Origin of the sequence: Lactococcus allomyrinae (assembly GCF_003627095.1) — a bacterium.
Taxonomy (GTDB): Bacteria; Bacillota; Bacilli; order Lactobacillales; family Streptococcaceae; genus Lactococcus; species Lactococcus allomyrinae.
The window spans coordinates 2,007,872-2,031,433 of sequence record NZ_CP032627.1 but is presented as its reverse complement, the minus strand read 5'-3'; the positions used below and the strand labels follow the sequence as shown (position 1 = coordinate 2,031,433).

The 23,562-nt window shown below is 36.1% G+C and carries 23 protein-coding genes and 1 pseudogene; all 24 read left to right on the top strand.

Going from position 1 to position 23,562, the window contains the following annotated elements:
* Positions 1-8 precede the first annotated feature (8 nt).
* The 24 genes and pseudogenes from D7I46_RS09470 (at position 9) to glnA (ending at position 23,540) form a co-directional block, all read left to right on the top strand.
* Complete coding sequence (locus D7I46_RS09470; RefSeq protein ID WP_120772676.1) at positions 9-368, top strand: TcpE family conjugal transfer membrane protein; 360 nt, start codon at positions 9-11, stop codon at positions 366-368.
* Complete coding sequence (locus D7I46_RS13675; RefSeq protein ID WP_276116915.1) at positions 368-2,680, top strand: ATP-binding protein; 2,313 nt, start codon at positions 368-370, stop codon at positions 2,678-2,680. Before D7I46_RS09470 ends, D7I46_RS13675 begins: the two co-directional genes overlap by 1 nt.
* The gene (locus D7I46_RS13670; protein WP_276116913.1) at positions 2,677-2,934 is read left to right on the top strand and encodes an ATP-binding protein; all 258 of its coding nucleotides are present in this window, start codon (positions 2,677-2,679) and stop codon (positions 2,932-2,934) included. The genes D7I46_RS13675 and D7I46_RS13670 overlap by 4 nt, the downstream gene beginning before the upstream one ends.
* Positions 2,934-4,940, top strand: coding sequence for a hypothetical protein (locus D7I46_RS09460; protein ID WP_120772675.1), 2,007 nt, complete (start codon positions 2,934-2,936; stop codon positions 4,938-4,940). Before D7I46_RS13670 ends, D7I46_RS09460 begins: the two co-directional genes overlap by 1 nt.
* 14 nt (positions 4,941-4,954) lie before the next feature.
* Positions 4,955-5,991 (top strand): annotated as a pseudogene (locus tag D7I46_RS09455) (phage tail tip lysozyme).
* A 207-nt stretch (positions 5,992-6,198) separates the two neighbouring features.
* Positions 6,199-6,531 carry a hypothetical protein gene (locus D7I46_RS09450; RefSeq protein ID WP_120772674.1) on the top strand — a complete coding sequence of 111 codons (333 nt, stop codon included), beginning with the start codon at positions 6,199-6,201 and terminating at the stop codon, positions 6,529-6,531.
* Positions 6,532-6,918: 387 nt separating this feature from the next.
* Entirely contained in the window at positions 6,919-7,941 is a 1,023-nt protein-coding gene (locus D7I46_RS13530; protein WP_240424400.1) for an adenine-specific methyltransferase EcoRI family protein, read from the top strand.
* Between the two features lies 1 nt (position 7,942).
* Positions 7,943-9,007: a DNA cytosine methyltransferase gene (locus tag D7I46_RS13525; RefSeq protein ID WP_240424398.1), complete on the top strand. Its 1,065-nt coding sequence runs from the start codon at positions 7,943-7,945 to the stop codon at positions 9,005-9,007.
* A gap of 269 nt (positions 9,008-9,276) precedes the next feature.
* The gene (locus D7I46_RS09440) at positions 9,277-9,507 is read left to right on the top strand and encodes a hypothetical protein (protein ID WP_120772673.1); all 231 of its coding nucleotides are present in this window, start codon (positions 9,277-9,279) and stop codon (positions 9,505-9,507) included.
* Positions 9,508-9,558: 51 nt separating this feature from the next.
* A complete protein-coding gene (locus D7I46_RS09435; RefSeq protein ID WP_162930874.1) occupies positions 9,559-9,879 on the top strand; it encodes a hypothetical protein in 321 nt (106 codons plus the stop codon).
* A gap of 12 nt (positions 9,880-9,891) precedes the next feature.
* Positions 9,892-10,113, top strand: coding sequence for a hypothetical protein (locus D7I46_RS09430; RefSeq protein WP_120772671.1), 222 nt, complete (start codon positions 9,892-9,894; stop codon positions 10,111-10,113).
* Between the two features lie 53 nt (positions 10,114-10,166).
* Complete coding sequence (locus D7I46_RS09425; protein WP_120772670.1) at positions 10,167-10,367, top strand: hypothetical protein; 201 nt, start codon at positions 10,167-10,169, stop codon at positions 10,365-10,367.
* A 57-nt stretch (positions 10,368-10,424) separates the two neighbouring features.
* A complete protein-coding gene (locus D7I46_RS09420; RefSeq protein WP_120772669.1) occupies positions 10,425-11,573 on the top strand; it encodes a tyrosine-type recombinase/integrase in 1,149 nt (382 codons plus the stop codon).
* Positions 11,574-11,719: 146 nt separating this feature from the next.
* Complete coding sequence (argR, locus tag D7I46_RS09415; protein WP_120772668.1) at positions 11,720-12,166, top strand: arginine repressor; 447 nt, start codon at positions 11,720-11,722, stop codon at positions 12,164-12,166.
* Positions 12,156-12,506: a YlbF family regulator gene (locus tag D7I46_RS09410; RefSeq protein WP_120772667.1), complete on the top strand. Its 351-nt coding sequence runs from the start codon at positions 12,156-12,158 to the stop codon at positions 12,504-12,506. The genes argR and D7I46_RS09410 overlap by 11 nt, the downstream gene beginning before the upstream one ends.
* A gap of 297 nt (positions 12,507-12,803) precedes the next feature.
* Entirely contained in the window at positions 12,804-15,338 is a 2,535-nt protein-coding gene (gene mutS / locus D7I46_RS09405; protein ID WP_120772666.1) for a DNA mismatch repair protein MutS, read from the top strand.
* A 126-nt stretch (positions 15,339-15,464) separates the two neighbouring features.
* Positions 15,465-16,178 (top strand): hypothetical protein, encoded by a 714-nt coding sequence (locus D7I46_RS09400; protein ID WP_240424396.1) that lies wholly within the window; start codon positions 15,465-15,467, stop codon positions 16,176-16,178.
* Positions 16,179-16,380: 202 nt separating this feature from the next.
* Complete coding sequence (mutL, locus tag D7I46_RS09395) at positions 16,381-18,294, top strand: DNA mismatch repair endonuclease MutL (protein WP_120772665.1); 1,914 nt, start codon at positions 16,381-16,383, stop codon at positions 18,292-18,294.
* Positions 18,295-18,350: 56 nt separating this feature from the next.
* Positions 18,351-18,947 carry a Holliday junction branch migration protein RuvA gene (gene ruvA / locus D7I46_RS09390; protein ID WP_120772664.1) on the top strand — a complete coding sequence of 199 codons (597 nt, stop codon included), beginning with the start codon at positions 18,351-18,353 and terminating at the stop codon, positions 18,945-18,947.
* Between the two features lie 284 nt (positions 18,948-19,231).
* Entirely contained in the window at positions 19,232-20,233 is a 1,002-nt protein-coding gene (gene ruvB, locus D7I46_RS09385; protein WP_120772663.1) for a Holliday junction branch migration DNA helicase RuvB, read from the top strand.
* Positions 20,234-20,235: 2 nt separating this feature from the next.
* Entirely contained in the window at positions 20,236-20,733 is a 498-nt protein-coding gene (locus D7I46_RS09380) for a DEAD/DEAH box helicase family protein (RefSeq protein WP_120772662.1), read from the top strand.
* 392 nt (positions 20,734-21,125) lie between these two features.
* Positions 21,126-21,554: a low molecular weight protein-tyrosine-phosphatase gene (locus D7I46_RS09375; RefSeq protein WP_120772661.1), complete on the top strand. Its 429-nt coding sequence runs from the start codon at positions 21,126-21,128 to the stop codon at positions 21,552-21,554.
* Between the two features lie 165 nt (positions 21,555-21,719).
* On the top strand, positions 21,720-22,085 hold the full coding sequence (locus D7I46_RS09370; RefSeq protein WP_120773335.1) for a MerR family transcriptional regulator: 366 nt from the start codon (positions 21,720-21,722) through the stop codon (positions 22,083-22,085).
* Positions 22,086-22,199: 114 nt separating this feature from the next.
* Positions 22,200-23,540, top strand: a complete 1,341-nt coding sequence (gene glnA, locus D7I46_RS09365; RefSeq protein ID WP_120772660.1) for a type I glutamate--ammonia ligase — start codon at positions 22,200-22,202, stop codon at positions 23,538-23,540.
* Positions 23,541-23,562 lie beyond the last annotated feature (22 nt).

Sequence of the window (23,562 nt, the reverse complement as noted above, 5' to 3'; positions counted from 1 at the left end):
AGGAAACAATGAAAGATAAAAGACTATTTACATTCAAGCGCTCTTTTGAACAGCCAGTTTGGATTCAAAAAATCACAGAGCGCTGGTCGCTGAACAATGCGAAAAAGTTTTCAACCTATGCTTATGCGGTGGGGGTATTCATGGTACTATGGCTATTCCCTTTTCAATTTTTAACCTTGATTCCAATGAATTGGCGCTTGGCTGCAAGTGGTTTCTTGTCTTGGTCTGTGGGTTTAGCTTTTTCTGATTTTCGTCCTGATGGAAAAAGTTTTCCTGTTTTCTTGTGGGATTATGGAAAAACTTATTTTATTTATTTTCGTAAAAAAGGCTACTGGGTCAAAGGGGTGCATCATAGAGAAGGGGAGTAATGTTTAAAAAAAGAAAATATAATAATATCATCAGTTTTCATGATAACTTAATGTTAAAAGAAAATGGGGAAGTTTATGCCCTGTTTGAAGTGCCAGCAATTAATCTTTCAAGAACGGATGAAGAAGCCAAAGAAACCGCAAAAGCAATCCAAAATAATGTGTTTGTTGATTTGATCCCTTATCATAATGGCGAAATTTTAACTTTGCCTATGAACTTAGATGTTTATGCACGTTATCAAGTCTTATCTGATGATTTAGCGGATGATACAAGAGAGTTAGCGGAATATTTGTTTGATGGCACGTTAGATTTATTTGCGGAAGAAATGGGTTCGCCCTATGAATATCGCTATTTCATGGTTATTCCTTTGAAGAATGACCATATTTCAACCAATTTGATTAAGACTTTAAAAACAACGTTTCAATTATTCAAAGAACAAGCCATAGGCGCTTTGAAAGAAAAGAAACTTTTTGAGGGTTGGCATGAGGAGTATGAACTATTGAATGAAACGTTGACCTCAACCCTTTCAAGTTTGGGGGCTAAACCAACCAATCAATCACAAACACTGTTTATTAATCGTTATCAATATTTACGTGGCTTATTTTATCAACGTGAGCATGAGATTCACATGATGGAAAATTCAGTTACCAATCTTGAAGAAGGGAGAAAAAGGTATTTTGAAGATGGCACTAACCGCTTAGGGAATGACTATGGCGAAAGTGTGGTAAAGGCATTACCTATTGCTTATCTGCCTAATAATGTCAGTTATTTTCATTTGGTGGAATACTTACAAACCCTATCTTTTCCAATTGAAATTAATACTAAGTATTATTTCAATAAAAAAAGAGGGTGGAACTCGATTAAGAAAAAGGCTGAACGTGCTTTAGGGCGATTGAAGCAAACCCAAATTGAAGCGTATGAAAAAGATTCTATTCAAAATGATAATATCGGTGCCTCTGTTCAAGTCTTGGGGGATGTGATTCAGAGGGATAATGCCAATGAAACGTTCTTGTCGTATCTGATGACGTTAGTGATTACAGGCGATACAGTTGAAGAAGTGGAGTGGAAACAAGATATTTTGATGGAAAAGATGAAAGCTTTTCAAGTCGAACTTTCTGCGGCAATGGGCGACCAACCTTATTTAATGGATAAAATGACTTATGCCAATGATTTACTTTCAACGGATAAAAACTGGATTCAGCCCATGTCAGTAGAAAGTTTTTGTGAAAATCTCTTTTTTGTGACGGAAAAAGTCGGTTTTGATTATGGCTTTTATGCAGCGAGAGTAGATGGAACCAATACAAATTATGGGGGAGATTTTGAGAAAGCACTTGCGAACTCTAATAATCTTGTCTTTTTCAATCCTTTTGTGGTTAATAAAGAAGTGGAGGGAAAAATCACAGATAACCCTGCGACTGATATTATTGGAGAAACAGGTAAAGGAAAAAGCTTCTTAGCGAAGTTGCTTTTCTTGTTCATGACCTTAATGAAGTCAAGAAATCTCTATATTGACCCAAAAGCAGAAATGCGTGAGCAGTATTTAAAAGTCATGAATGACTATAAAAATGAACCAGTTCCTGATGAAAATGCAAGTGAAAAAGAAAAATGGTCTTACGGATTTAAACAAGCCATTGTGCATTATATCGAAAAAATAGATTTTATAACTTTTGATGCAAAAGTTGAAACGAACCACGGAGTGCTTGACCCTCTTGTATTTTTGAAAGGCGATGAAGTGGTTGACCTTGCGAAAACATTGGTTAAACAAGTGCTTCCTAAAGATTATCGTAATATTGATTTTGACACGGTATTTCCTGATGTGGTAGAGCAGTTTATCAAAAAGCGTGAAAAAGGGGAACAAGTCGGCTTGCTTTCTGTCTTTGATGACTTGTCAAAACATGAAAATGAGGGGATTGCGAAAGTTGCTAAATACTTAATCAGTAACAGCCACCGCTCTATCTTGTCTTTGATTTTTTCACATGGAGAGAATACGGCAATTTCAATGGAGAGCCGAATTACCATCTTAGAAGTTCAAGGACTTTCTTTGCCGACAGAACAAGATTCTCCTGAACAATACACGGATGCTCAAATTAATTCTTTAGCGATTATGTATGCGTTAGGCTATTTTTGTACGTGGTTTGGTCGTCGAGATAAATCTGAAAATACGTCTACCCTTTTTGATGAAGCTTGGTTTTTGGAAACTACACCAGCAGGCGCACATATTTTGAAAGAAAAACGTAGAACAGGGCGGTCATTTAATGACTTTACACTGCAAGTGAGCCAATCTATTCGAGATAAAAGCGAAGCAGGGGAGTGAAAGACAATACAAGTTTTGGACAAACCTTTGCTTTTCTTGAACCTAATGAAGTAGATGAAGTTTTAAATTATTTAGAAATTCCGATTACAGAAGAATCTCGAAGGATGATGAAAACCATGACGAGAGGGCAATGTTTATATAAAGATGCGTTCGGACGAATTTCACGTATCACAGTTGACGGAGTATTTCCAGAGCTTGCCGCATTGTTTAAAACGCAAAAAGGGAGTAATGCATCAGCTAGAAAGGTGGCATAATGAAATTAAAACACGTCATTTTTTTAATGGCGCTTTTCTTTTGTCTTTTTCCAATGGTAAGCGTGAGTGCGGAGGATTCAACTTCCATGCCAGGGATTTCTATTCTAGACCAAGGAACGTTAGATGATTTGAATAACGCTGCGCAGGAGGCACAAGACAGTATAGATAATTTGACAGGGGCAGTTGATGATAAAGTGTCAGCGGCAACAGGCGACTATTCAACAGATTATATTGTTGGAGATGCAGGAACTCCTTTGTATGCTTATACTTCTTATATTGATACAGGCAATCCATTAAAAAGTGGCATTAATACGGCAGCACAAGGGATATTTTATGTTGCCAAACAAGAATATAGTTTTACGAAATGGATTGATGGGCTACTTTCCCAATTAGATGTTGTAAGTACCTATGCTAAAGAAATTTTGGCAACAGGACAAACCCTTTATGATTCATTGTTAAAACCTCAAAATCCAGTCTTTTGGTTGATTGCGCTTGCGGTACTTTATAGCTTGCTCAAAGCTTTTATTAAAGGAACAGTCGCCAAAACGTTAATTGTGATTTTTGGGGTCTTGTTAATGAATAGTGCGTATTTTAATTTGACTGGGAAAGTGATTGATACGGTCAATACTAAAGGAGCAGAATTTAGTACTTCGGTTATTGAGAAAATACAAATTTCTGGTGTATCAAATCAAAGTCCTGATTTATTGCAAACCATGGTTATTACACCTTTTGAACGAATGAACTTTGATAGTGAGGAGCAGTACGGAACAAAAAGCGAAAATGTCAATCAACTCTTAAATACAGAGAACGATTCAGGAAAAGTCTCAGACCTTCAAAAGTCATTAAAGAATGAACACTTGACCTTTAATCAAATTGGCGATAAATTTTCGGTTGCCCTTGGTTCAGTGATTAATAATTTTGTTTTAGCTTGTGGGGTCATTGCTTTTAAATTAGGGGCTGTCATTGCAGGTTTAGCCTTTCTGCTTTTACTTGCGATTGCGCCAGCGATTGTGATTTTTTCTTTTCTTTCTATCTTTTCACAGGCAACGAAAAATCTGTCCATAAAAACGGCATTGACCCTTATTTTATCGGTCGTTTTAAGCTATGGCACTACTATTTTTCTAAGCTTTAACAATTTACTGGATAAGCTTTTAGGGGGAAGTTCCACCAATTACCTTTTTCTTGCCGTTTCTAAAATCGTTATTTACATTGTGCTTTTTAAATATCGGACATTCTTTTTATCTATTTTAGGAAATGCTTCAAGTGCGGTCACAAATAATAAGGTATTTAATGCCATGGATAATGCGTTTTCGAGGGCAAAACAACGCACCCTAAGACCTGTTTTAGCAGGGGCAACGGCTGGAGTAGTGGCAGGAAAAACATTTGCTGGAAAGGTTAATCGGAAAGTAGGAACAGGAGCAGTTCAGCGGATGCGTTCAGGGGAGCGTTTCAGGAAATATGCCAATAGCATGAGAACAATGCTCAATCCTAATGAAACAAAGAAAAAACAAGAACAAGCCGCTAAAAGAAAAGCACGATTTGAACAGCGGTTTGAAAAACAAAGGAAAAAAGCAGAATCATTTAAAAATAAACAGGCTTCTGAAACAAAACAACAACGAGCCAATGACAAAGTAGCGCCTTACAATGATATGAAACAAGAAAATCCTCGAACAGATAAGGGAAAAACGTTAAAAGAGTTAAAACAACAAGCAGATCAAAAAGTTGAGCAAGAGAAGAAAATGGCTCAAATTCGTCCAGCTGCGGAACGTTTTGCTAAAAATACACAAGCTGTGTATGAAAAATCATGTCAATCGTCAGAAACAAAAGAAAATAAATTGGTAAAAAGTGCGAAAATAAAAGGCGAACAGCAACAAGCGGCTTATAAAATGGCACACCGTTTTGAAAATCAACGTCCTCGCTTTCTTTCGACACAACAAGCGCCCAAAAATGATGATATTTTTAGTGAACCTTCGAAGACAAATAATCCCTTTATCGTGCCTAAATAGGAAACTGAGGAAAGATGATGAAGCGAAAATTAAAAAGAAAACTTCTTTTAGTCCTTTTACCCTATCTGGTTCCTGTTTTAGTGATTTTCTTATTTGTCCTCATGTTGTTTGGAGTAGTGATTTCAGATGATTCAAGCTCAAACGTAGCAGCTAATGTGAGTGACCCTCAAACGCAAACGGCTCAAATCATTTGGGATAGGGCATTGAAAGAAGGGGGAACAAAAGAGGGGCAGCGGCACTTTTAGGAAATAATCAAGTGGAAAGTCAGCTTCAGCCCTCTGTTATTCAATCTCATGCAAGCTTTGACGAAACAAAGGCAATGAACTCTAGTATTGGCGGTTATGCTTTTGGTTTGGCTCAGTGGGATAGCGGACGACGAGTAAACTTGCTTAACTATGCTAAAAGTCAAAAAAAAGCGTGGACGGATGCCCAACTGCAAGTTGATTTTATGTTTGAGCATGACGGTTCAGATTCTAAATTGTTGAAACAATTGATTAAGGGTAAAGCAATTAATGATGCGACTGAAAAAATCATGCGGCAATGGGAGCGTGCAGGAGCAACAGAAAGTTTGGCTCAACGACAGGCGGATGCAAAGTATTGGTATGATGCGATGACTTCTGACGGTGGGTCAGGTGTTCTCCCTCGCTTACCTAACGGCTGGAAACTGGATAAACCGATTAATGTTAATAATTATCGTGCGATAAGTTATGAGTATCGTCAATGCACATGGTTTGTTTGGAACAGAGCTAAAGAATTTGGAATTACTTATGATTTAACTATGGGGAACGGTCAAGACTGGCAGAATAAAGCAGGTTATACGGTCACAACGACCCCAACGTTGCATAGTGCGGTCAGTTTTAAGGGCGGACAGAGTGTCGGTGGTGCTTGGGCAGCAGACCCTCAATATGGACACGTGGCTTTTGTGGAAGCTATCCACTCGGACGGTTCAGTCTTGATTTCACAATCAGGAACTGGTTTTAGCACTGTTTATACGTTCCAAGTGTTAACCAAAGCACAAGCTAGTCAATACCATTATGTGATTGGAAAATAAAAATGTTCGGTTTTAGTTTTATTTTCATGTTGAAAATGCGAGATGTTTCAGAGTTAAAAAATGTAGAAGAATATTTTTGAAAAATATTTTAATGGCGGAGAAAGAACAGAAAATGATTATTAGAGACTAGTCATGCGTATGTATATGTGATATAATTAACCTTAGTAGAGTTGATTTTAGGACAAAAACTATTCAGGAGAAGCTATTATGGGATTATCATTAGATGCTTGGAAAGAACTTCCATATAATAAAAAAGTCGAAGTTGTGGAATTTTTGAAGAATAACTGTCGCTTTGATTGTGAAGAACCAGAATCTGGGGAAAATGAGCCCAATGTCTATCCTATCAAAGGTGCTATAACTTCAGGAGGTTATCCTATGAAATATTCTAAGCAGCGCCGAATTAATATTTACAATATTGAAGGTATTCCGAGTTTCCTAAAAGCTGAATTAAAAGAGCCGGGTACTAAAAATAGAATAGGTGGGACGGAAGCAATACAAGCAATTATGGCGTTTGGTGGTTTTGAAATCGGTAGAGAATAGATACTTGAATAAAAGAGAGATGTTAATATCTAAAATGATTTCTAAAGCCAAGAGTTTCCTTGTCGGTTATAGTTGTATGGTGTTTTGTGGTTTAAATTAGGAAAGTAAAAAAGTATACTTGGCGAGGTTGTAAACAACTACCTCGCTTATTATTTGTCTTAAAATAAGAAAAATGGCTACATATCATGAATAATAATCATAAAAGGTAAAATAATACTAAAAAAGGTAAGTTTTAATACTGAATAGAAAGACAACAAATATGGAGCGTAGATTCACTGGAAATTTTAAGTTTTTTAGATATACTATGGTCTACATATAGAGTTGTCCTATTCATAATGTTCTTTTCTAGAGTAAATCATTTCTAAAAAAGATAAAGAGGGATTGAATATGGGTGGTAACTCAATTTTAAATAGAGCTAAGCATTCGGAGAATACTGATGAGTGGTACACAGACTACAAAACTGTAGAAAGCGAAGTTAGCAGGTATAAAGAGCAGTTTGAAGGTAAAACTGTACTCTGTAATTCAGACGATCCTTTTGAATCGTCATTTTCAAAGTATTTTTTAATGAACTTTAATGAATTAAAGTTGAAAAGGTTAATATGTACATCTTATAGCTTTTCAAGAATATATGAAATAATCAATTGTGAAAATAAATTAGGTGTAGAACAAGGATATGGAATGGTAATCGATGAAATTCCAGATAAAATAACAAGAAAAATGGATGATTACTATCTTGCAAATTATATAAAAAAGAGTGCAAAAATATTTAAATTAAAAGGGAATGGAGATTTCAGAAGCAAGGAGTGTATAGATTATCTAAAAGAATCAGATATTGTTGTGACGAACCCACCTTTTTCAAAATTTTCAGAAATGTTTTCATTGCTAATTAAATACAAGAAAAAGTATTTAATTATAGGCAACCAAAATGCATTATTGTACAAAGAAATTTTTCCACATATTAAAAATAATTTAGCTTGGGTTGGCTATCATTTTGGTGAGATGATTTTTAAAGTACCCAGTGATAGTCCGTTTAGGAAAACAAGGTTTTGGGTAGATGAAACTGGTCAAAAGTGGAGAAGTATCGGAAATGCCATGTGGCTCACTAATCTGAGCGTTAATAAAGAAAACACGGAATTAGCATTAAAAAATAGATATAAAGCCACCCAATACCCCAAATATGATAATTTTGAGGCTATTCATGTTTCTAGAGTGTCCAATATTCCACTAGATTATGATGGAATCATGGGTGTTCCATTAACATATATTAAATATCATAATGAAAATGATTTCGAAATAGTTGGGGAAGCAAATCATGGATCAGATAATGAATATGACTTATTCAAGCCTACGGTCAATGGGAAAGCAGTTTATAAGCGTATATTGATTAGAAGGAAATACAAGAGGGAATAGGATGTTTAGAATATTAGATTTATTTTGTGGTGCAGGGGGAATGTCTCATGGAATGCATATGAATCCTAATTTTAAAACAGTAGTCGCGACAGATATTAATGTAAAATTAGCTCAAACTATGAAAAAAAATAATCCGGATGTAAAATTAGTCATAGGAGATATTCAGAAAAAGATTGTAAAAGAAGAAATTATAAATCTATCGAAAAATCGTGAAGTGAACATGATTATTGGTGGTCCACCTTGTCAGGGATTCTCTCTAAAGGGAAAGAATCTTGGATTGGAAGACCCCAGAAATTTTCTTTTCCTAGAATATTTGGATATTGTAAAACAATTAGAGCCAGAAGTATTTGTGATTGAAAATGTAAAAAATTTATTATCAACTTCAAAAGGATGGTTTAAGAATCAAATAATAAGCGCTATTCATGAATTAGGGTATCAAGTATCTTTTGGTATCTTAAAAGCTACGGATTATGGCGTTCCACAAACTAGAGAACGAGCAATTTTTTTATGTTCTAAATACAAGAAAGTTGAATTACCTGCTCCTACTGTAAAAAAGATAGTAACTGTTGAAGAAGCAATCGGAGATCTTGCTTATTTGAACTCGAGTGAAGGAGAGTTTGAACAAGAATATTCGACTAATGCGGAATCAATTTACCAAAAAATGATGAGATACAACAGTTCAAAGCTTTATAATCATAAAGCATCTAATCATAGTAAAGTAGCGATTGAGAAGCTTAAGATGATTCCAGCTGAAAAAGGCAAGGAGTTTTTACCTAAGGAAATGCAAGGTAAGCAAAAATTTAAAACTACTTGGGGAAGATTGGTTTGGAATAAGCCTTCTCCTACAATTGATACTAGATTTGATGCCTCGTCAAATGGAAAAAATAATCATCCATTTTTACATCGTTCTATTACTCCTAGGGAGGCTGCAAGGCTACAATCTTTCGATGATAATTATATTTTTTATGGTAAGAAGGTAGAGATAAGAACTCAGATTGGTAATGCTGTTCCGCCATTAATGGCTAAGGCAATAGCGGATCAGATTTATAGCACATTAAAAATTTAGAAAAAATAATTAAAAGGTCTGATATTTAGTTGGACTTTTTTATTTTGTAGAGAGGTAAGATAAATGCTCTGAAGTGGAACGAATAGAGAGTGGAATAAGTCACACTCGAACGCTTTATTGCTCTGAAAGAAGTACATTTAAAAATCATTTAAAATCAATAATGAAAAAATAGTTGATTAATGTTTGATATTAACCTAGTTTTCACGTTGAAAATTCCAAGATTTTGAAAGTCATTTCCGAACAATAAAAATAAAATAAGAGGAGAGAATATGAAATATTTAATTAAACGAAGCGGTTTTCAAACTTATGACAGGGAAGAAGCAATCAGCGAAGCATCACGAGTTTATTTAGAATATCATGACTTAGACAATCGAAGCAGAGGAAGAATAGAAAATACCTTTCGTGAGATGTTGACAAGAGAGGAGGGAATGGTAAGGGATTGTTATTTTGAGGGCTGGATAGAGTATGGGGCTATTCGAGTTACTATTATTAGACGATAGATTGAAGTCTGATGGAGCAATCAGGCTTTTTTGTTTACAGAAAGTGAGAAAATGATGGTTTATCAAAAGAAAAATTGGTTGAATCTTCGTAGAGATGAAAGAGAAAATATAGGTCGTTCTTTACGAAATAGAGGTTTATTTAGAGGAATGACAGATTTGTTGGAAAAACCAAGAGCAGATGGCACAAAATTAAGTGTTCTGTCTGTTTGGTATATTCATGATACGAATAGTGTTATGGTTACTTATAGATTTAACTGGGGCGGTGAAGAAGAAATCCAAAAGAGAACATATTGTAAAATGTGCTGGGAAATGTTTATTCATGATTCATTTGAAATTCCAGTAGATGATTTTAAACAAATGTTAGTTAAATAAAGGTGTTTTATCATGATTAAAGAAGAACAAATAGTAGATTTAAGACGAGATATTGAAAAAGTACGTAGAGCAAATGACTCTCCCCGCAGTTGGGAAGGTCTAGCAGAGATTGAAAAAACAATAAATTATGTCAATCGAAAATATGGAACATCTTTTAAAGGTTATGACATGGCATTAAGTGAAGCAGAAGCTTACTTATGGAATAAGCATGACAAATTAAAAGGTTATTATTAAGAAATAGAGCAAGAAAAAATCTTGCTCTTTTTTAGTAAATGATGGAGGAAGCGATGCGATTAAGAAAAAAAGAAATAGCTAAAAAAATGGGTTGGTCTATTTCAACGGTTGAAAATCATCTTAGAGCTATGAAGTGTGATGTTAATTTTTCAAAATATATTCATAAATATGGTTATAGAACATTGTTGATAGATTTAGAGGGTTATTTATTGTATATAGATTTTTTGGAAAAAGAAGTAAAAAAAGCAATGTGAGATGTTATAATATAGTTGCATACTTTCTTGCTTGGTTTTGAAAAGTAGGAGAAAGGAATGTTTTTAAAAAAGTTGTCTAATGGAAAATATCGTTATTTTGAAAAGTTTTTTGATGAAAAGCAAAATAAATGGCGTCAAGTAACGATTACAAAAAAATCTAAGAGTAGAGTAACGCAAGGAGAAGCTAAAACTGAGCTATCACTCAAAATTTCAAATATAATGAAATTATATGAGGAAGTAGAGCAAAGTGAGGATTCAAATGAATGTCTATTAACTCAAAAGATTTTTAAAGAGTGGCGAGTGATCAGAAATGTTGAACTAAAAGCTTCGTCTGCGGTTTCGGAGGAAAAGAGTTTTTCAAAGTTTTTAGAACAATTTGGTTCTCGAAAGATTCAAGAAATTAAAAGTCAAGAAATTCAAACGTTTATTTTAGGATTGCACCTTTCTGCTTCTACTAGAGCATTGAGAAAGACATATTATAATTTATTTTTCAGTTATGCAAAAAAAGTGGGCTATATTGCTGATAATCCTATGGAGAGAGTAGTATTACCTAAAGCTAGGACTACTTTTGAGGAGGTTAGAAAAAAGAAAAATAAATTTTTGAATAAGGAAGAAATGAGGAGGATTCTTGATTATTCTTATCAAAATGTATCACAAGTGCGAAAAACGATGGTTTATGAATTTTTGTTTTTAACAGGTTTGAGAATTGGAGAATTACAAGCTTTAAGATGGCAAGATATTGATTTTGAAAAAAGGCAATTATTTGTTAGACATACATTAAATGTTTATGGGTATTCAGAACAAGAGCGACAGCTACTAAGTCCTAAAACATCTCATTCTTATAGGAGTATTTATATAAATACACGATGTATTGAAATAGTAGATTATTTTCGTAAAAATATGAAAGATAGTGATTTTATTTTTGTGACAGAAAAGGGCAGAATGTTTCATAGAGGGAATTTATCCAAATATTTTGGACGTATCTGTCAAATATTAGATAAAGATTCAGATGTTTCTCGAACATATAATTTACATATGCTAAGACATTCTCATATTTCTTTATTGATAGAGCTAGGTGTGCCAATTAAAAGTATAATGGAACGTGTGGGGCATTCTAACGAAAAAATGATATTACAGATTTATAGCCACATGACAATAAAAATGCAGGAAGATTTATCGGATAAATTAGAAAATCTTGATTTATAAACTAACCAAATGCTAACCAAAAATGTTAATGAAATAAAATATAATATGAGGGAATGGTGAATAGATGGTATTGCTAAACGTTGATATTAAAGGGCTTGTAATAGAATGTGGTATAATTAAATACAATGGGAAGGTATAATTATACTATGAAGCGTAACGAACGATTAAATTTAATTAAAGAAATTATTAGTAAAAATCAAGTGGCGACGCAGGAAAATTTGCAAGAGATACTTGAAGCTGAGGGAGTTAGTATTACTCAAGCAACATTGTCACGTGATATTCGAGAGATGAATATTATTAAAAAGCGTAGAGATGGTAAGAGCTTTTATTCATTTCTGGATGGGGAAGATGGGCGAATTCAGTCGGAGTTGCAGCTTTATTTTTCTCGCTTTGTGATCAAGGTAGCATCAAGTAGTGTGATGGTTGTGGTTCATACGCGACTTGGAGAAGCAGATTTGCTTGCGAATGCGTTAGATGCTGAAGAACGTGAGGAGATTTTGGGAACTTTGGCAGGCGCCGATACTTTACTTGTAACTTGTGTATCGGAAGCTGCAGCGCGTGCGCTTGTGGTGGAGATTGAAAATGTATTATGATGAACTTGTTGGGCAACTGCAAGAGAAGATTGAACATCTTGGATATGTAGAAGATTTCAAGAGAGTTGAGCAACGTTTGCAGGAACAAACATCGCTTTTTGAAGCTCAGGAAGAGATGAAGAAACTTCAAAAAGATGCGATGTTATACCGAGAAATTGGGAAAATGCAAGCTTATAAAGAAACGTCACAAGCTGCGCAAAAAATCGAAAAATCACTGAAAATGAGTCCGTTAGTTGAGGAATATTTTATAAAATTGCAAGATGTTAATGACTTGGTGCAATATGTAACGGGCGAAATTGAGCGAAAAGTGAATATTTTGTTAGAAAATGATGAAAAGTAATTTTTGTCATACTAGTTCACTTTTAATTTTACGCAGTAAAATTATTAGATGAACTGCAAAGATACTGCCTTTTGCTCTTGCAAGCTTTGCTTGCTAAGCAAACGAACGTAGACCGTTTATAGAACGGCGCACAAAGTGCGTGACTTGCGACGATTGAGAAAAGTAACGTTTTTCTTATCTGTAATTTTGACGCATTGCGTCAAGCGCAAAAAGCGGTTTGCGTGAAACGCAAACTTTAACAGTATCAGTACTGACAGAATAGCTATAAATTAAGAAATAAGTGAGAAGAGATAAAATATGTCTGAAAAGATTTCACCGGGAATGCAGCAGTACTTGGATATAAAAAAAGATTATCCTGATGCTTTTTTACTGTTTCGAATGGGTGATTTTTACGAGCTTTTTTATGAAGATGCAGTTAATGCAGCACAAATTTTGGAGTTGACATTAACCTCGCGTAATAAAAATTCAGAAAATCCTATTGCAATGGCGGGTGTGCCCCATCATGCAGTCGGCGAATATATCGATAAGTTGATTAATCTGGGTTATAAGGTAGCAGTCGCAGACCAAATGGAAGACCCCAAAAAAGCTGTAGGGATTGTAAAACGGGCCGTGACTCAGGTTATTACACCAGGTACAGCGACAGATGTAGGTTCTAGTGTTGATAATAATTTTTTGGTGGCGATTGATAAGCAAGGGGAGAAAGCAGAAAATCAGTTTGGTCTAGCTTATATGGATTTATCGACGGGTGAATTTAAAGTAACGGAACTGACAGATTTTTCTACTGTTGTGGGTGAGATTGCTTCGCTTAAAGCACGTGAAGTTGTAGTTGGTTTTGAACTGACAGAGCAACAATCAAAAATTTTATCAAAACAGATGAATCTGTTAATTTCTGAACAACAGAATTTTCCTGAACACTTACAGATAAAACTGTCAGCACTGACAGAACTTGAAAATCAAGTATCATCGAAACTTCTTGCTTATGTAAAACGCACACAAATGCGTGATTTGAGTCACTTGCAAGAGGTGGAACATTATGAAATAAAAGATTATTTACAGATGGACTTTGCGACAAAATCTTCTCTTGAGTTGACTGTGAATAAACGCGAGGGTAAGAAACATGGGACTTTATACTGGTTACTTGATGCGACTAAAACAGCGATGGGAACGCGGATGTTGCGCTCTTGGATTGAAAGACCATTAATTTCTGAAAATGCGATTTTTAATCGTATGGAGATTGTGCAGATTTTATTGGATAATTTCTTTGAACGTTCAGATTTGATTGAAGCGTTAAAAGGAGTGTATGACTTAGAACGATTGGCTTCTCGGGTTTCTTTTGGTAAGGCTGTTCCAGTGGACTTTTTGCAATTGGCAAATTCATTGTCAAATGTGCCAGCGATAAGAAATATCTTAGAAAGTCTTAATGATAAAAATCTGTCAGTACTGACAAAAAAATTAGACGATATTCCAGAGTTGTCAGCGCTGATAAATAGCGCCATCAGTGATTCAGCGGCGCGTACAATCACTGAAGGTGGGATTATAAGAACGGGCTATGATGAGCAGCTTGACCGATACAGAGAAGCGCTCCAAAATGGAGCGTCTTGGATTGCAAAATTAGAAGCAGATGAAAAAGCAAGAACAGGTATTTCAACACTAAGAATTGATTATAATCGTAAAGACGGATACTATTTTCATATCACACAAAGCCAGCTTGCAAGTGTCCCCGAACACTTTTACCGGAAAGCAACTTTAAAAAATTCCGAACGTTTTGGTTCTAAGGAACTTGCTGAAATTGAAGAAATCATGCTTGAAGCACGAGAAAAATCAAGCTTATTAGAATATGATTTATTTATGGAAGTTCGAGCAGAAACCGAACAATATATTTCTCGTCTACAGTCGCTTGCTAAGGCAGTTGCCGAGATAGACTGTTTACAAAGTTTGTCAACAGTTGCCGAAAAATATGGTTATATACGTCCGACACTTACTGAAAATTCTAGAGTAGTCAATATAAAAGAGGGGCGTCACGCTGTGGTAGAAGCAGTCATGGGCGCTCAAGAGTATGTCCCAAATGATATTGATTTACCCGAACAAACAAATATTCAATTGATTACTGGTCCAAATATGTCTGGTAAATCAACCTATATGCGGCAGTTTGCTTTGACTGTTATTATGGCACAGATTGGTTCATTCGTTCCAGCCCAACAGGCTGAATTACCAATATTTGATGCGATTTTTACCCGAATTGGTGCCAGCGATAATTTGATTTCTGGGGAATCCACCTTTATGGTTGAAATGTCGGAGGCAAATCGTGCAATTCAGCACGCGACAAAGCGAAGTTTGATTATTTTTGATGAACTTGGACGTGGAACTGCAACTTATGATGGGATGGCACTTGCGCAGGCAATTATTGAATATGTGCATGACAATATCGGTGCTAAAACATTATTTGCAACGCATTATCATGAGTTGACAGACTTGGAAGTAGAGCTTTCTGCTCTTTCTAATGTCCACGTTGCGACTTTAGAAAAAAATGGCGATGTCACATTTTTACATAAGATTACATCGGGACCAGCAGATAAATCTTATGGGATTCACGTTGCAAAAATCGCGGGCCTACCCGACAAATTATTGGAACGTGCAGATTTGATTTTACAAAAGTTAGAAAATAAACCGGTTTTAGCAAAAAAATCAGAAGTACATGAAGAACAACTCAGCTTATTTGATTTCGATGAAAATTTCTCCGAAATTATTGAGCAATTGAAAACAAAAAATGTAGATAATATGACTGCGCGTGAAGCATTAAACTTCTTGTGGGAGCTGAAAGACTTATTATAGTCTGTAGGTGTGGATTTAAAATGATAATTGTTAAAATAACATTAGAGAGAACCAGAAATTCTAGTTTTCGTTAGATAATAAAATGAGAACATGATTAAAACTAATAGGATGTGAGGTAAGATAGCTATGATAGAAGATGAAATGGAAAAAGCTGTCGCAGACAGCGGTGATAATGTACCCGTAACGTCGGAAGTATCAACTGATGAATCGGTTTTGGAAAATGGAGAAACTCCAGTTGAAACAGCGGTTGATCAAGATGACGAGAAAGTCCTTGAGGGAGAAGCGATGGCCAAGCCAGAAGTTGCTCAATCAGAAATTTCTGAACCAGAAATCGCTCAACCAGAGGTTGCAGAACCGTTCATTTCTGAACCAGTTATCGCGGAACAAGTCGTTACTCCACCTCAGGATGAAAGTTATCAAGATATTCCAACGATGACATTAGGACAAGATAAGTCACAAATTAGAACAAAATGGAACTGGGGTGCTTTTTCGCTTACGATGTGGTTTGGAATTGCTCATCGTGCTTATCTAGGCTTGCTGATTTTACTTGGCTTAATTCCTTGGATAGGTCCGATTTTTGCGATTGTGTGGATGATTATCTTTGGGCTCAATGGTGAAAGATGGGCTTTGGAGAATCCAGATAATCATTATCGGGATGAAGAAGAATTTCGAAAAATTATGGACGGTTGGAATAGAGCGGGACTTATTGCTTTCATCATCGGGGCTGTAATGATTGTTCTGGCTATTCTGTTACTTTCACTTCTTATTGCTACTGTTTTTAATAATTTGGATTATTTCCAACAACAATTTAATCAAAACTATCATCATTTCAGTTATTAAGGCTATAAAGTCAATTTTTGATAGGAAAATGGAAAAGCGGGCAACCGCTTTTTGTGTTATAATTAGAATTAATTTTCAGAAAAAAATTGGATGAAGTTGCGAAGTCAATCCGTTTTGTAGTTGCAAAAGGTAGTGTCAAAAGTATAGTTTGCTGAAAAATCAGAGGGGACTTCACACATCCAATGAGAAAGCGGGGGGTATCGTGGGAAAAATTATTGAACTTGATGAAAGTCTCGCCAATCAAATTGCGGCTGGGGAAGTGGTTGAAAGACCAGCAAGTGTTGTGAAGGAACTGGTTGAAAATTCTATTGATGCAGGAAGCGATAAAATTACCATCAAAGTTGAGGAAGCTGGTCTGCGTCTGATTGAAGTCACGGATAATGGCTCTGGGATAGAAAAAGAAGATGTTGCAATGGCACTTAGACGTCATGCTACAAGTAAAATCAAAGAGTCAGGAGACTTGTTTCGGATTCGTACATTAGGATTTCGAGGAGAGGCGATTCCGTCAATTGCATCTGTCAGTGAATTTACGATTGAGACAAGTGTGAATGCTGAAGAATCAGGGACTAAGCTTGTTGCTAGAGGCGGTGAGATTACGACAATTGAACCTTTGGCGAAGCGTTCAGGGACAAAAATCTCAGTTGCCAATCTGTTTTACAATACACCAGCAAGACTCAAATACATCAAATCTTTGCAAGCAGAATTATCACACATTACGGATATTGTTAACCGTTTGAGTTTAGCACACCCAGAAATTTCTTTTACGTTAGTTAATGAAGGACGGGAATTTTTAAGAACGAGTGGTTCGGGTGATTTGCGCCAAGTTATTGCTTCTGTTTATGGGATTACAACAGCTAAAAAGATGAAACTCGTGGAAAAATCAGATTTGGATTTTGAATTAACGGGTTATGTTAGTTTACCTGAGCTTTCTCGTGCTAATCGAAATTATATTACACTCTTAATTAATGGGAGATTTATTAAAAATTTCTTGCTTAATCGTGCAATTTTGGATGGCTATGGTAATCGTTTGATGGTGGGTCGATTTCCGATTGCCGTGTTGTCTATCCATATTGACCCAAAACTTGCGGATGTCAATGTACATCCAACTAAACAAGAAGTGCGTTTGTCAAAAGAGAAAGAATTGATGGCATTGATTTCTAGAGGGATTGAAGAAGCATTTCTTGATGGAGTTCTTATCCCTGATGCTTTGGAGAATTTGCAAAAGCGTCCGATGTCAAAAGTTGAAAATAATGTGCAAACAGAGTTACCCTTGCAGCAATCGCCGTTATATTATGATAAAACCCGACAAGATTTCTATGTCAGTGAAACAAATGTGTTTAACAAAAATGAAAATTTGATAAGAGAAGAATGGGTGGAGCCCCAAACTAGTGCTGGCAGCGCTGATATAGTACCATCATTTGTTGACAAAAATCTGTCAGTGAATAATATTACTGACAGTAGGGATCTGTCAGTGCTGACAGAAACAAAACAGGTTTTTCCTCAACTTGAATACTTAGCTCAACTTCATGCAACTTACCTATTGTGTCAGGCACCAGAAGGCTTATATTTGGTGGACCAACACGCTGCTCAAGAGCGTGTCAAATATGAATATTGGAAAGACAAAATAGGAGAAGTGAGTATGGAACAGCAATTGTTGTTGGCTCCTTATCTCTTTGATTTACCTAAAAATGATGCCTTGATTTTGTCAGAAAAAAAAGATTTACTTCATGAAGCTGGAATTTTCTTAGAAGAATATGGAGAAAATCAATTTATTCTGAGAGAGCATCCCATTTGGTTAAAAGAAAATGAGATTGAAACTTCTGTCAATGAGATGATTGATATTATTCTATCATCTAAGGAATTTTCACTAAAAAAATATCGGCATGAACTAGCGCAAATGGTGGCTTGCAAAAGTTCAATTAAAGCGAATCATCCGCTAGATGCCGAATCAGCAAGAAATCTTCTAAGAGAGTTGGCAACCTGTGAAAATCCTTACAGTTGTGCGCATGGCAGACCGACGATTGTTCATTTTTCTGACGATGACATTCAGAAGATGTTTAGAAGAATCCAAGAAACGCACCGCTCAAAAGCTGCAACATGGAAAGATTTTGATTAGAAAGTTACTGACAGAGTTTCTGTCAGTAACTCAATCAATATTAGAAAAGTAGAAAAATGTTTGAATATCTTAATGGAAAATTAGTTAAAATTTCCCCAACTCATATTGTTGTTGATGTGCAAGGGGTAGGGTATCTGGTCAGCGTTGCAAATCCTTATGCCTGGTCAGCTACAATGAATACTGAAATCAAAGTTTTTGTGCATCAGGTTATTCGAGAGGATGCTCATACTTTGTATGGTTTTATCAACGAATCCGAAAAATCTCTTTTTTTGCGTTTGATTAGTGTTTCTGGGATTGGACCGAAATCAGCACTTGCAATTATTGCGGCAAGTGACAACGAAGGATTGATTAACGCAATTGATAGTAATGACATCAAATATCTGACCAAGTTTCCGGGAGTTGGTAAGAAAACTGCGATGCAGATGGTGCTTGACTTAGCTGGAAAATTTGACCTAACGTCTTCGTCAGCACTTACCATAAATCCTGTCAGCGCTGACAGCAATAATGTGGCATTAGAGGAAGCGATAGAAGCTCTACAAGCACTCGGTTACAGAGCCACTGAGTTGAAAAAAGTCGAAAAAGAATTGGCAAATCAAAAAGGTCTGACAAGCGAAGAATATATAAAGTCCGCTCTAAAATTAATGATGAAATAATTCTGTCAGTACTGACAGAATTTACAATCTGCTGTAATTGAGTTCAGCTGCATAGAACCCAGGAAAATAGACAACAGTCTCTAATGGGCGTTGCTCATCTCCACCTTTTCTAGTTTTCACGAGTTCTGGACAGTCGTGCTCACATCTTTCGTAATTGAGTTCGCACGATTAGAAATGAGTAAAAAAAGACAAATCTCCCTAAGGAACCTCGTTTCTCTCCGATATTTTCTATTTTTCATTATTTCTTGAAAATCGTGCTCATATCTTGTTATAATGAGGACAATATGAACGATATTTTAAACAAAGAATCAATGGATGACGAAGTCCAATTGGAAAAATCCCTCAGACCACAATATTTCAGCCAGTATATTGGTCAGGACAAAGTCAAAAACCAGTTAGAAATATTTATCAAAGCTGCAAAATTACGCGAGGAAGTGCTTGACCACGTCTTGCTTTTTGGCCCTCCAGGACTTGGTAAAACCACAATGGCATTTGTGATTGCCAATGAACTAGGAGTTAACATTAAACAAACTGCAGGACCAGCAATTGAGAAACCAGGTGATTTAGTTGCGATTCTCAACGAGCTTGAGCCAGGTGATGTACTTTTCATTGATGAAATTCATCGAATGCCAATGCAAGTCGAGGAAGTCCTTTACAGTGCGATGGAAGACTTTTATATTGATATTATGCTGGGCTCTGGCGATGGTTCGCGCAGTGTTCATCTAGATTTACCACCATTTACTTTGGTTGGAGCAACAACACGTGCAGGAATGCTGTCAAATCCTTTGCGCGCACGTTTTGGTATCTCGGCACATATGGAATACTATACCGATAAAGACTTGGAAGAAATTGTCAATCGGACGGCTGATATTTTCGAAATAGAAGTCATTGACAATGCGGCCTTGGAAATCGCGCTACGTTCGCGTGGCACGCCACGTATTGCGAATCGTTTACTCAAGCGTGTACGTGATTTTGCTCAGATTATGGGTGATGGTCGAGTGGATAAGTTAATTACAGATAAGGCACTCACAATTCTTGATGTGGACAATGCTGGATTAGATTACATTGACCAGAAAATCTTGAAGACAATGATTGAGATGTATAATGGCGGTCCTGTTGGGCTTGGTACATTAGCAGTTAATATCGCTGAGGATAGAGAAACAGTTGAAGATATGTATGAGCCTTATTTGATTCAAAAAGGATTCCTTATGAGGACGAAGCAAGGGAGAAAGGCAACTAAGCTAGCGTACGAACATCTTGGATATGTCTATAATCATGAGGATTGAAGATGAGAGTGATTAATATCAATGGACCGATAAACTCTGGAAAATCAACAATTTCAAAACTTCTATTAGAAAGATTACCCAATAGTATTTTTATTGAGTGTGATGAGCTGACAACCGATGAAGCTTTTCTATCATTCACTGATAGAATCAGTGCACGACTTCATAAGCTTTACACGCTTCTAGAACAATTGATTACTGAAGCACAATTGGAAACTATCATTTTTGCATATCCAATGTATTTAGAAACTTTTGACAAGATTAGTACAATTACTGTTGGGCGTGCGGATTTTGTAATAATAACCTTATCCCCAAGTCTAGAAAGTTGTATGACTAACCGAGGGACTCGTGAACTGGATGAGTGGGAACAACATCGTATTCAAGAAATGTATAAGGAAGGTGTTGCTGAATTTGAAAAAACGGACTTATTCATTGATAATACCGAAAAAACATCAGGGCAGACGGTGGAGATAGTCTTAGAGTATTTGAAAAAGAAAAAATAATCTCTTTTTTGTAGATTATTTTTTTGTTGCCAGAAATATCCAAAAAAACCTGTAAAATAAGGTATAATGAGAGTATAGTTTTTATCTATGACGAAGAGAGCATCTAATACTACTTAATGGTTAGATGTTCGTCTAAAAGCTAAAGCTGTATCATGTGTAAATCCCTTTTTTTGATTGATAACTGCACCAAGGCTGTGAATGAGAAAAGTAAATCGTAGTAGTTTCTATTTGTTGGTTGGTAAAATCAACAGCGCAACGAAGTGGAGATAGAGTCAATGAATAGTGGAGCGACCTAAAGTTTTCTTAGAAAAAATCAAAGGTAAACGAGTATAAGCTTCACAGATATAAACCTTTTAAGTAACTTCAGACAAACATTTTGAAAGTATAGGAAGATGGAAAAAATATTATTTGTATGTTTAGGCAATATCTGTCGAAGTCCAATGGCAGAATTTGTAATGAAAGATCTAGTTTTAAAAGCGGGACGTAACGATGAGTTTCATATCGAAAGCCGTGCTACTTCATCTTGGGAACACGGGAACCCTATTCATCCAGGTACGAAAAATATCTTTGTAGAAAAAAATATAAAATTTGATAATCAAAAAGTTAGCCAGCAGATTTCAAAAGCTGATTTTGAGTGCTTTGATTATATTATTGCGATGGATGACTCGAATGTAGATGATTTAAAAAAAGTTGCCCCTGTGAATGCACAAAATAAAATAACAATGTTGTTAGATGATTCTGTACCAGACCCGTGGCATACTGGAAATTTTGAGGAAACGTATAGACTTATCAGCAGAGGTTGCAAACAATTATTATCTTAATTAATATTGTTTAGCTTTTGTAAACTTGCATTGCAATATGAATTTGTTAATGCAAAAAAGTTCGATATTTCCGAACAAATAAAACAGATGTTAGAAAAGCTCACATCAATCCTTGACATTATAAAATTCAAGGTCTATAATAAAAAACATGGAGGCGAGATTTTAGTGAAAGAACGTGAATTAAGACGCTCTATGGCGGTGCTTCCGATTGGAACCGTCATGAAACTCACTGATTTGAGTGCTCGGCAGATTCGTTATTACGAAGAGCAAGAGCTGATTTTTCCAGAGCGGAACGATGGTAATCGTCGAATGTATTCGCTCAATGACATTGATGCACTTTTTGATATTGCTGATTTATTGCATGAGGGAAACAATATTGCAGATATCAAAGCAATCTATGCTAAAAGGAATGCTAAGAAATCCCAGACATTATCAATTAGCGAAGTACACCATGCACTCGAACACGAATTTGCCCAACAAGGACGATTCGGAACTCCCGATCCTACTAATTTCAGTCAACCTCGTATGTAAATTTGGTTTACGCTACTGTCAACCTCCTTTACAACGAAAATGAAAACAGAGTTTCGGTTTTTGATAAATATTTCATAAGACTTAAGCTCAATCTTTTAATTAGGAGCCCAAATCATGGCAATCACAGCAGCAGACATCCGTCGTGATGTCAAAGAGAAGGACATTAAATTTTTACGTTTGATGTTTACTGACATCCTCGGAACACTCAAAAACGTAGAAGTTCCAGCCACAGATGAACAGTTGGATAAATTATTTGAAAACAAAATGATGTTTGATGGTTCATCAATCGAAGGTTTTGTTCGTATTAACGAATCAGATATGTATCTTTACCCAGACCTTGACACTTGGATTGTTTTTCCTTGGGGAGATGAATATGGTAAAGTTGCAGGAGTTATCTGTGATGTTTACACTCCAGAAGGGGAACCGTTTGCAGGAGACCCACGTGGTGTGCTGAAACGTAATCTGAAATCTATGGAAAAGCTTGGATTTAAGAGCTTTAATCTTGGACCAGAACCAGAATTTTTCCTTTTTAAGCTGAATGAAAATGCTGAACCAACACTTGAAGTAAACGATAAAGGTGGCTATTTTGACCTTGCACCAACTGACCTTGCTGGTAATACACGTCGCGAAATTGTCAACGTATTGACAGATCTAGGTTTTGAAGTAGAGGCTTCTCACCACGAAGTTGCGATTGGTCAGCACGAGATTGACTTCAAATATGCAAATGCTTTGAAAGCTTGCGATAATATTCAAATCTTCAAACTCGTTGTTAAAACGATTGCTCGTAAACATGGTTTACACGCAACTTTTATGGCTAAACCTGTCCATGGAATCAATGGCTCTGGTATGCATTGTAATATGTCATTATTTACAGAAGATGGTAAAAATGCTTTTGCAGATCCAGCAGGTGATATGGGACTTTCTGCAACGGCTAACAGTTTTATTGCTGGTCTTTTGAAACACGCATACAACTTTACAGCAATTGCAAATCCAACTGTAAACAGTTATAAACGCCTTGTTCCTGGTTATGAAGCTCCTGTGTATGTTGCTTGGGCTGGTCGTAACCGCTCACCTCTAATTCGTGTTCCTGCATCACGTGGAATGTCAACTCGTGTAGAACTTCGTTCAGTTGACCCATCAGCGAATCCGTATTTAGTTCTCTCTGTTCTTCTTGCTTCAGGACTTGACGGAGTTGAAAACAAAATGGAAGCTCCAGAAGCGATTGAGTCAAATATTTATGTGATGACTGAAGAAGAACGTAAAGCACATGGGATTACTGACTTGCCTTCAACTTTACACAATGCGGTTAAAGCATTGCGTGAAGATGATGTGGTTACAGAAGCATTGGGTGAACACGTATTGGTTAATTTTGTTGAAGCTAAACGTATTGAGTGGGCAAGCTACGCACAATTTGTTTCACAATGGGAAATTGATAATTATTTGGAACTTTATTAAGAAAATAAAAAAAGCGCATCAT

Coding starts and splice junctions, on each gene's coding strand:
- D7I46_RS09470 (WP_120772676.1), top strand. CDS start 9: ATGAAAGATAAAAGACTATTTACATTCAAGCGCTCTTTTGAACAGCCA.
- D7I46_RS09460 (WP_120772675.1), top strand. CDS start 2,934: ATGAAATTAAAACACGTCATTTTTTTAATGGCGCTTTTCTTTTGTCTT.
- ruvA (WP_120772664.1), top strand. CDS start 18,351: ATGTTTGAATATCTTAATGGAAAATTAGTTAAAATTTCCCCAACTCAT.
- D7I46_RS09380 (WP_120772662.1), top strand. CDS start 20,236: ATGAGAGTGATTAATATCAATGGACCGATAAACTCTGGAAAATCAACA.
- D7I46_RS13530 (WP_240424400.1), top strand. CDS start 6,919: ATGGGTGGTAACTCAATTTTAAATAGAGCTAAGCATTCGGAGAATACT.
- D7I46_RS09450 (WP_120772674.1), top strand. CDS start 6,199: ATGGGATTATCATTAGATGCTTGGAAAGAACTTCCATATAATAAAAAA.
- ruvB (WP_120772663.1), top strand. CDS start 19,232: ATGAACGATATTTTAAACAAAGAATCAATGGATGACGAAGTCCAATTG.
- D7I46_RS09440 (WP_120772673.1), top strand. CDS start 9,277: ATGAAATATTTAATTAAACGAAGCGGTTTTCAAACTTATGACAGGGAA.
- argR (WP_120772668.1), top strand. CDS start 11,720: ATGAAGCGTAACGAACGATTAAATTTAATTAAAGAAATTATTAGTAAA.
- D7I46_RS09375 (WP_120772661.1), top strand. CDS start 21,126: ATGGAAAAAATATTATTTGTATGTTTAGGCAATATCTGTCGAAGTCCA.
- D7I46_RS09400 (WP_240424396.1), top strand. CDS start 15,465: ATGATAGAAGATGAAATGGAAAAAGCTGTCGCAGACAGCGGTGATAAT.
- glnA (WP_120772660.1), top strand. CDS start 22,200: ATGGCAATCACAGCAGCAGACATCCGTCGTGATGTCAAAGAGAAGGAC.
- mutS (WP_120772666.1), top strand. CDS start 12,804: ATGTCTGAAAAGATTTCACCGGGAATGCAGCAGTACTTGGATATAAAA.
- D7I46_RS09410 (WP_120772667.1), top strand. CDS start 12,156: ATGTATTATGATGAACTTGTTGGGCAACTGCAAGAGAAGATTGAACAT.
- D7I46_RS09435 (WP_162930874.1), top strand. CDS start 9,559: ATGATGGTTTATCAAAAGAAAAATTGGTTGAATCTTCGTAGAGATGAA.
- D7I46_RS13525 (WP_240424398.1), top strand. CDS start 7,943: ATGTTTAGAATATTAGATTTATTTTGTGGTGCAGGGGGAATGTCTCAT.
- D7I46_RS09425 (WP_120772670.1), top strand. CDS start 10,167: ATGCGATTAAGAAAAAAAGAAATAGCTAAAAAAATGGGTTGGTCTATT.
- D7I46_RS09420 (WP_120772669.1), top strand. CDS start 10,425: ATGTTTTTAAAAAAGTTGTCTAATGGAAAATATCGTTATTTTGAAAAG.
- D7I46_RS09430 (WP_120772671.1), top strand. CDS start 9,892: ATGATTAAAGAAGAACAAATAGTAGATTTAAGACGAGATATTGAAAAA.
- D7I46_RS13675 (WP_276116915.1), top strand. CDS start 368: ATGTTTAAAAAAAGAAAATATAATAATATCATCAGTTTTCATGATAAC.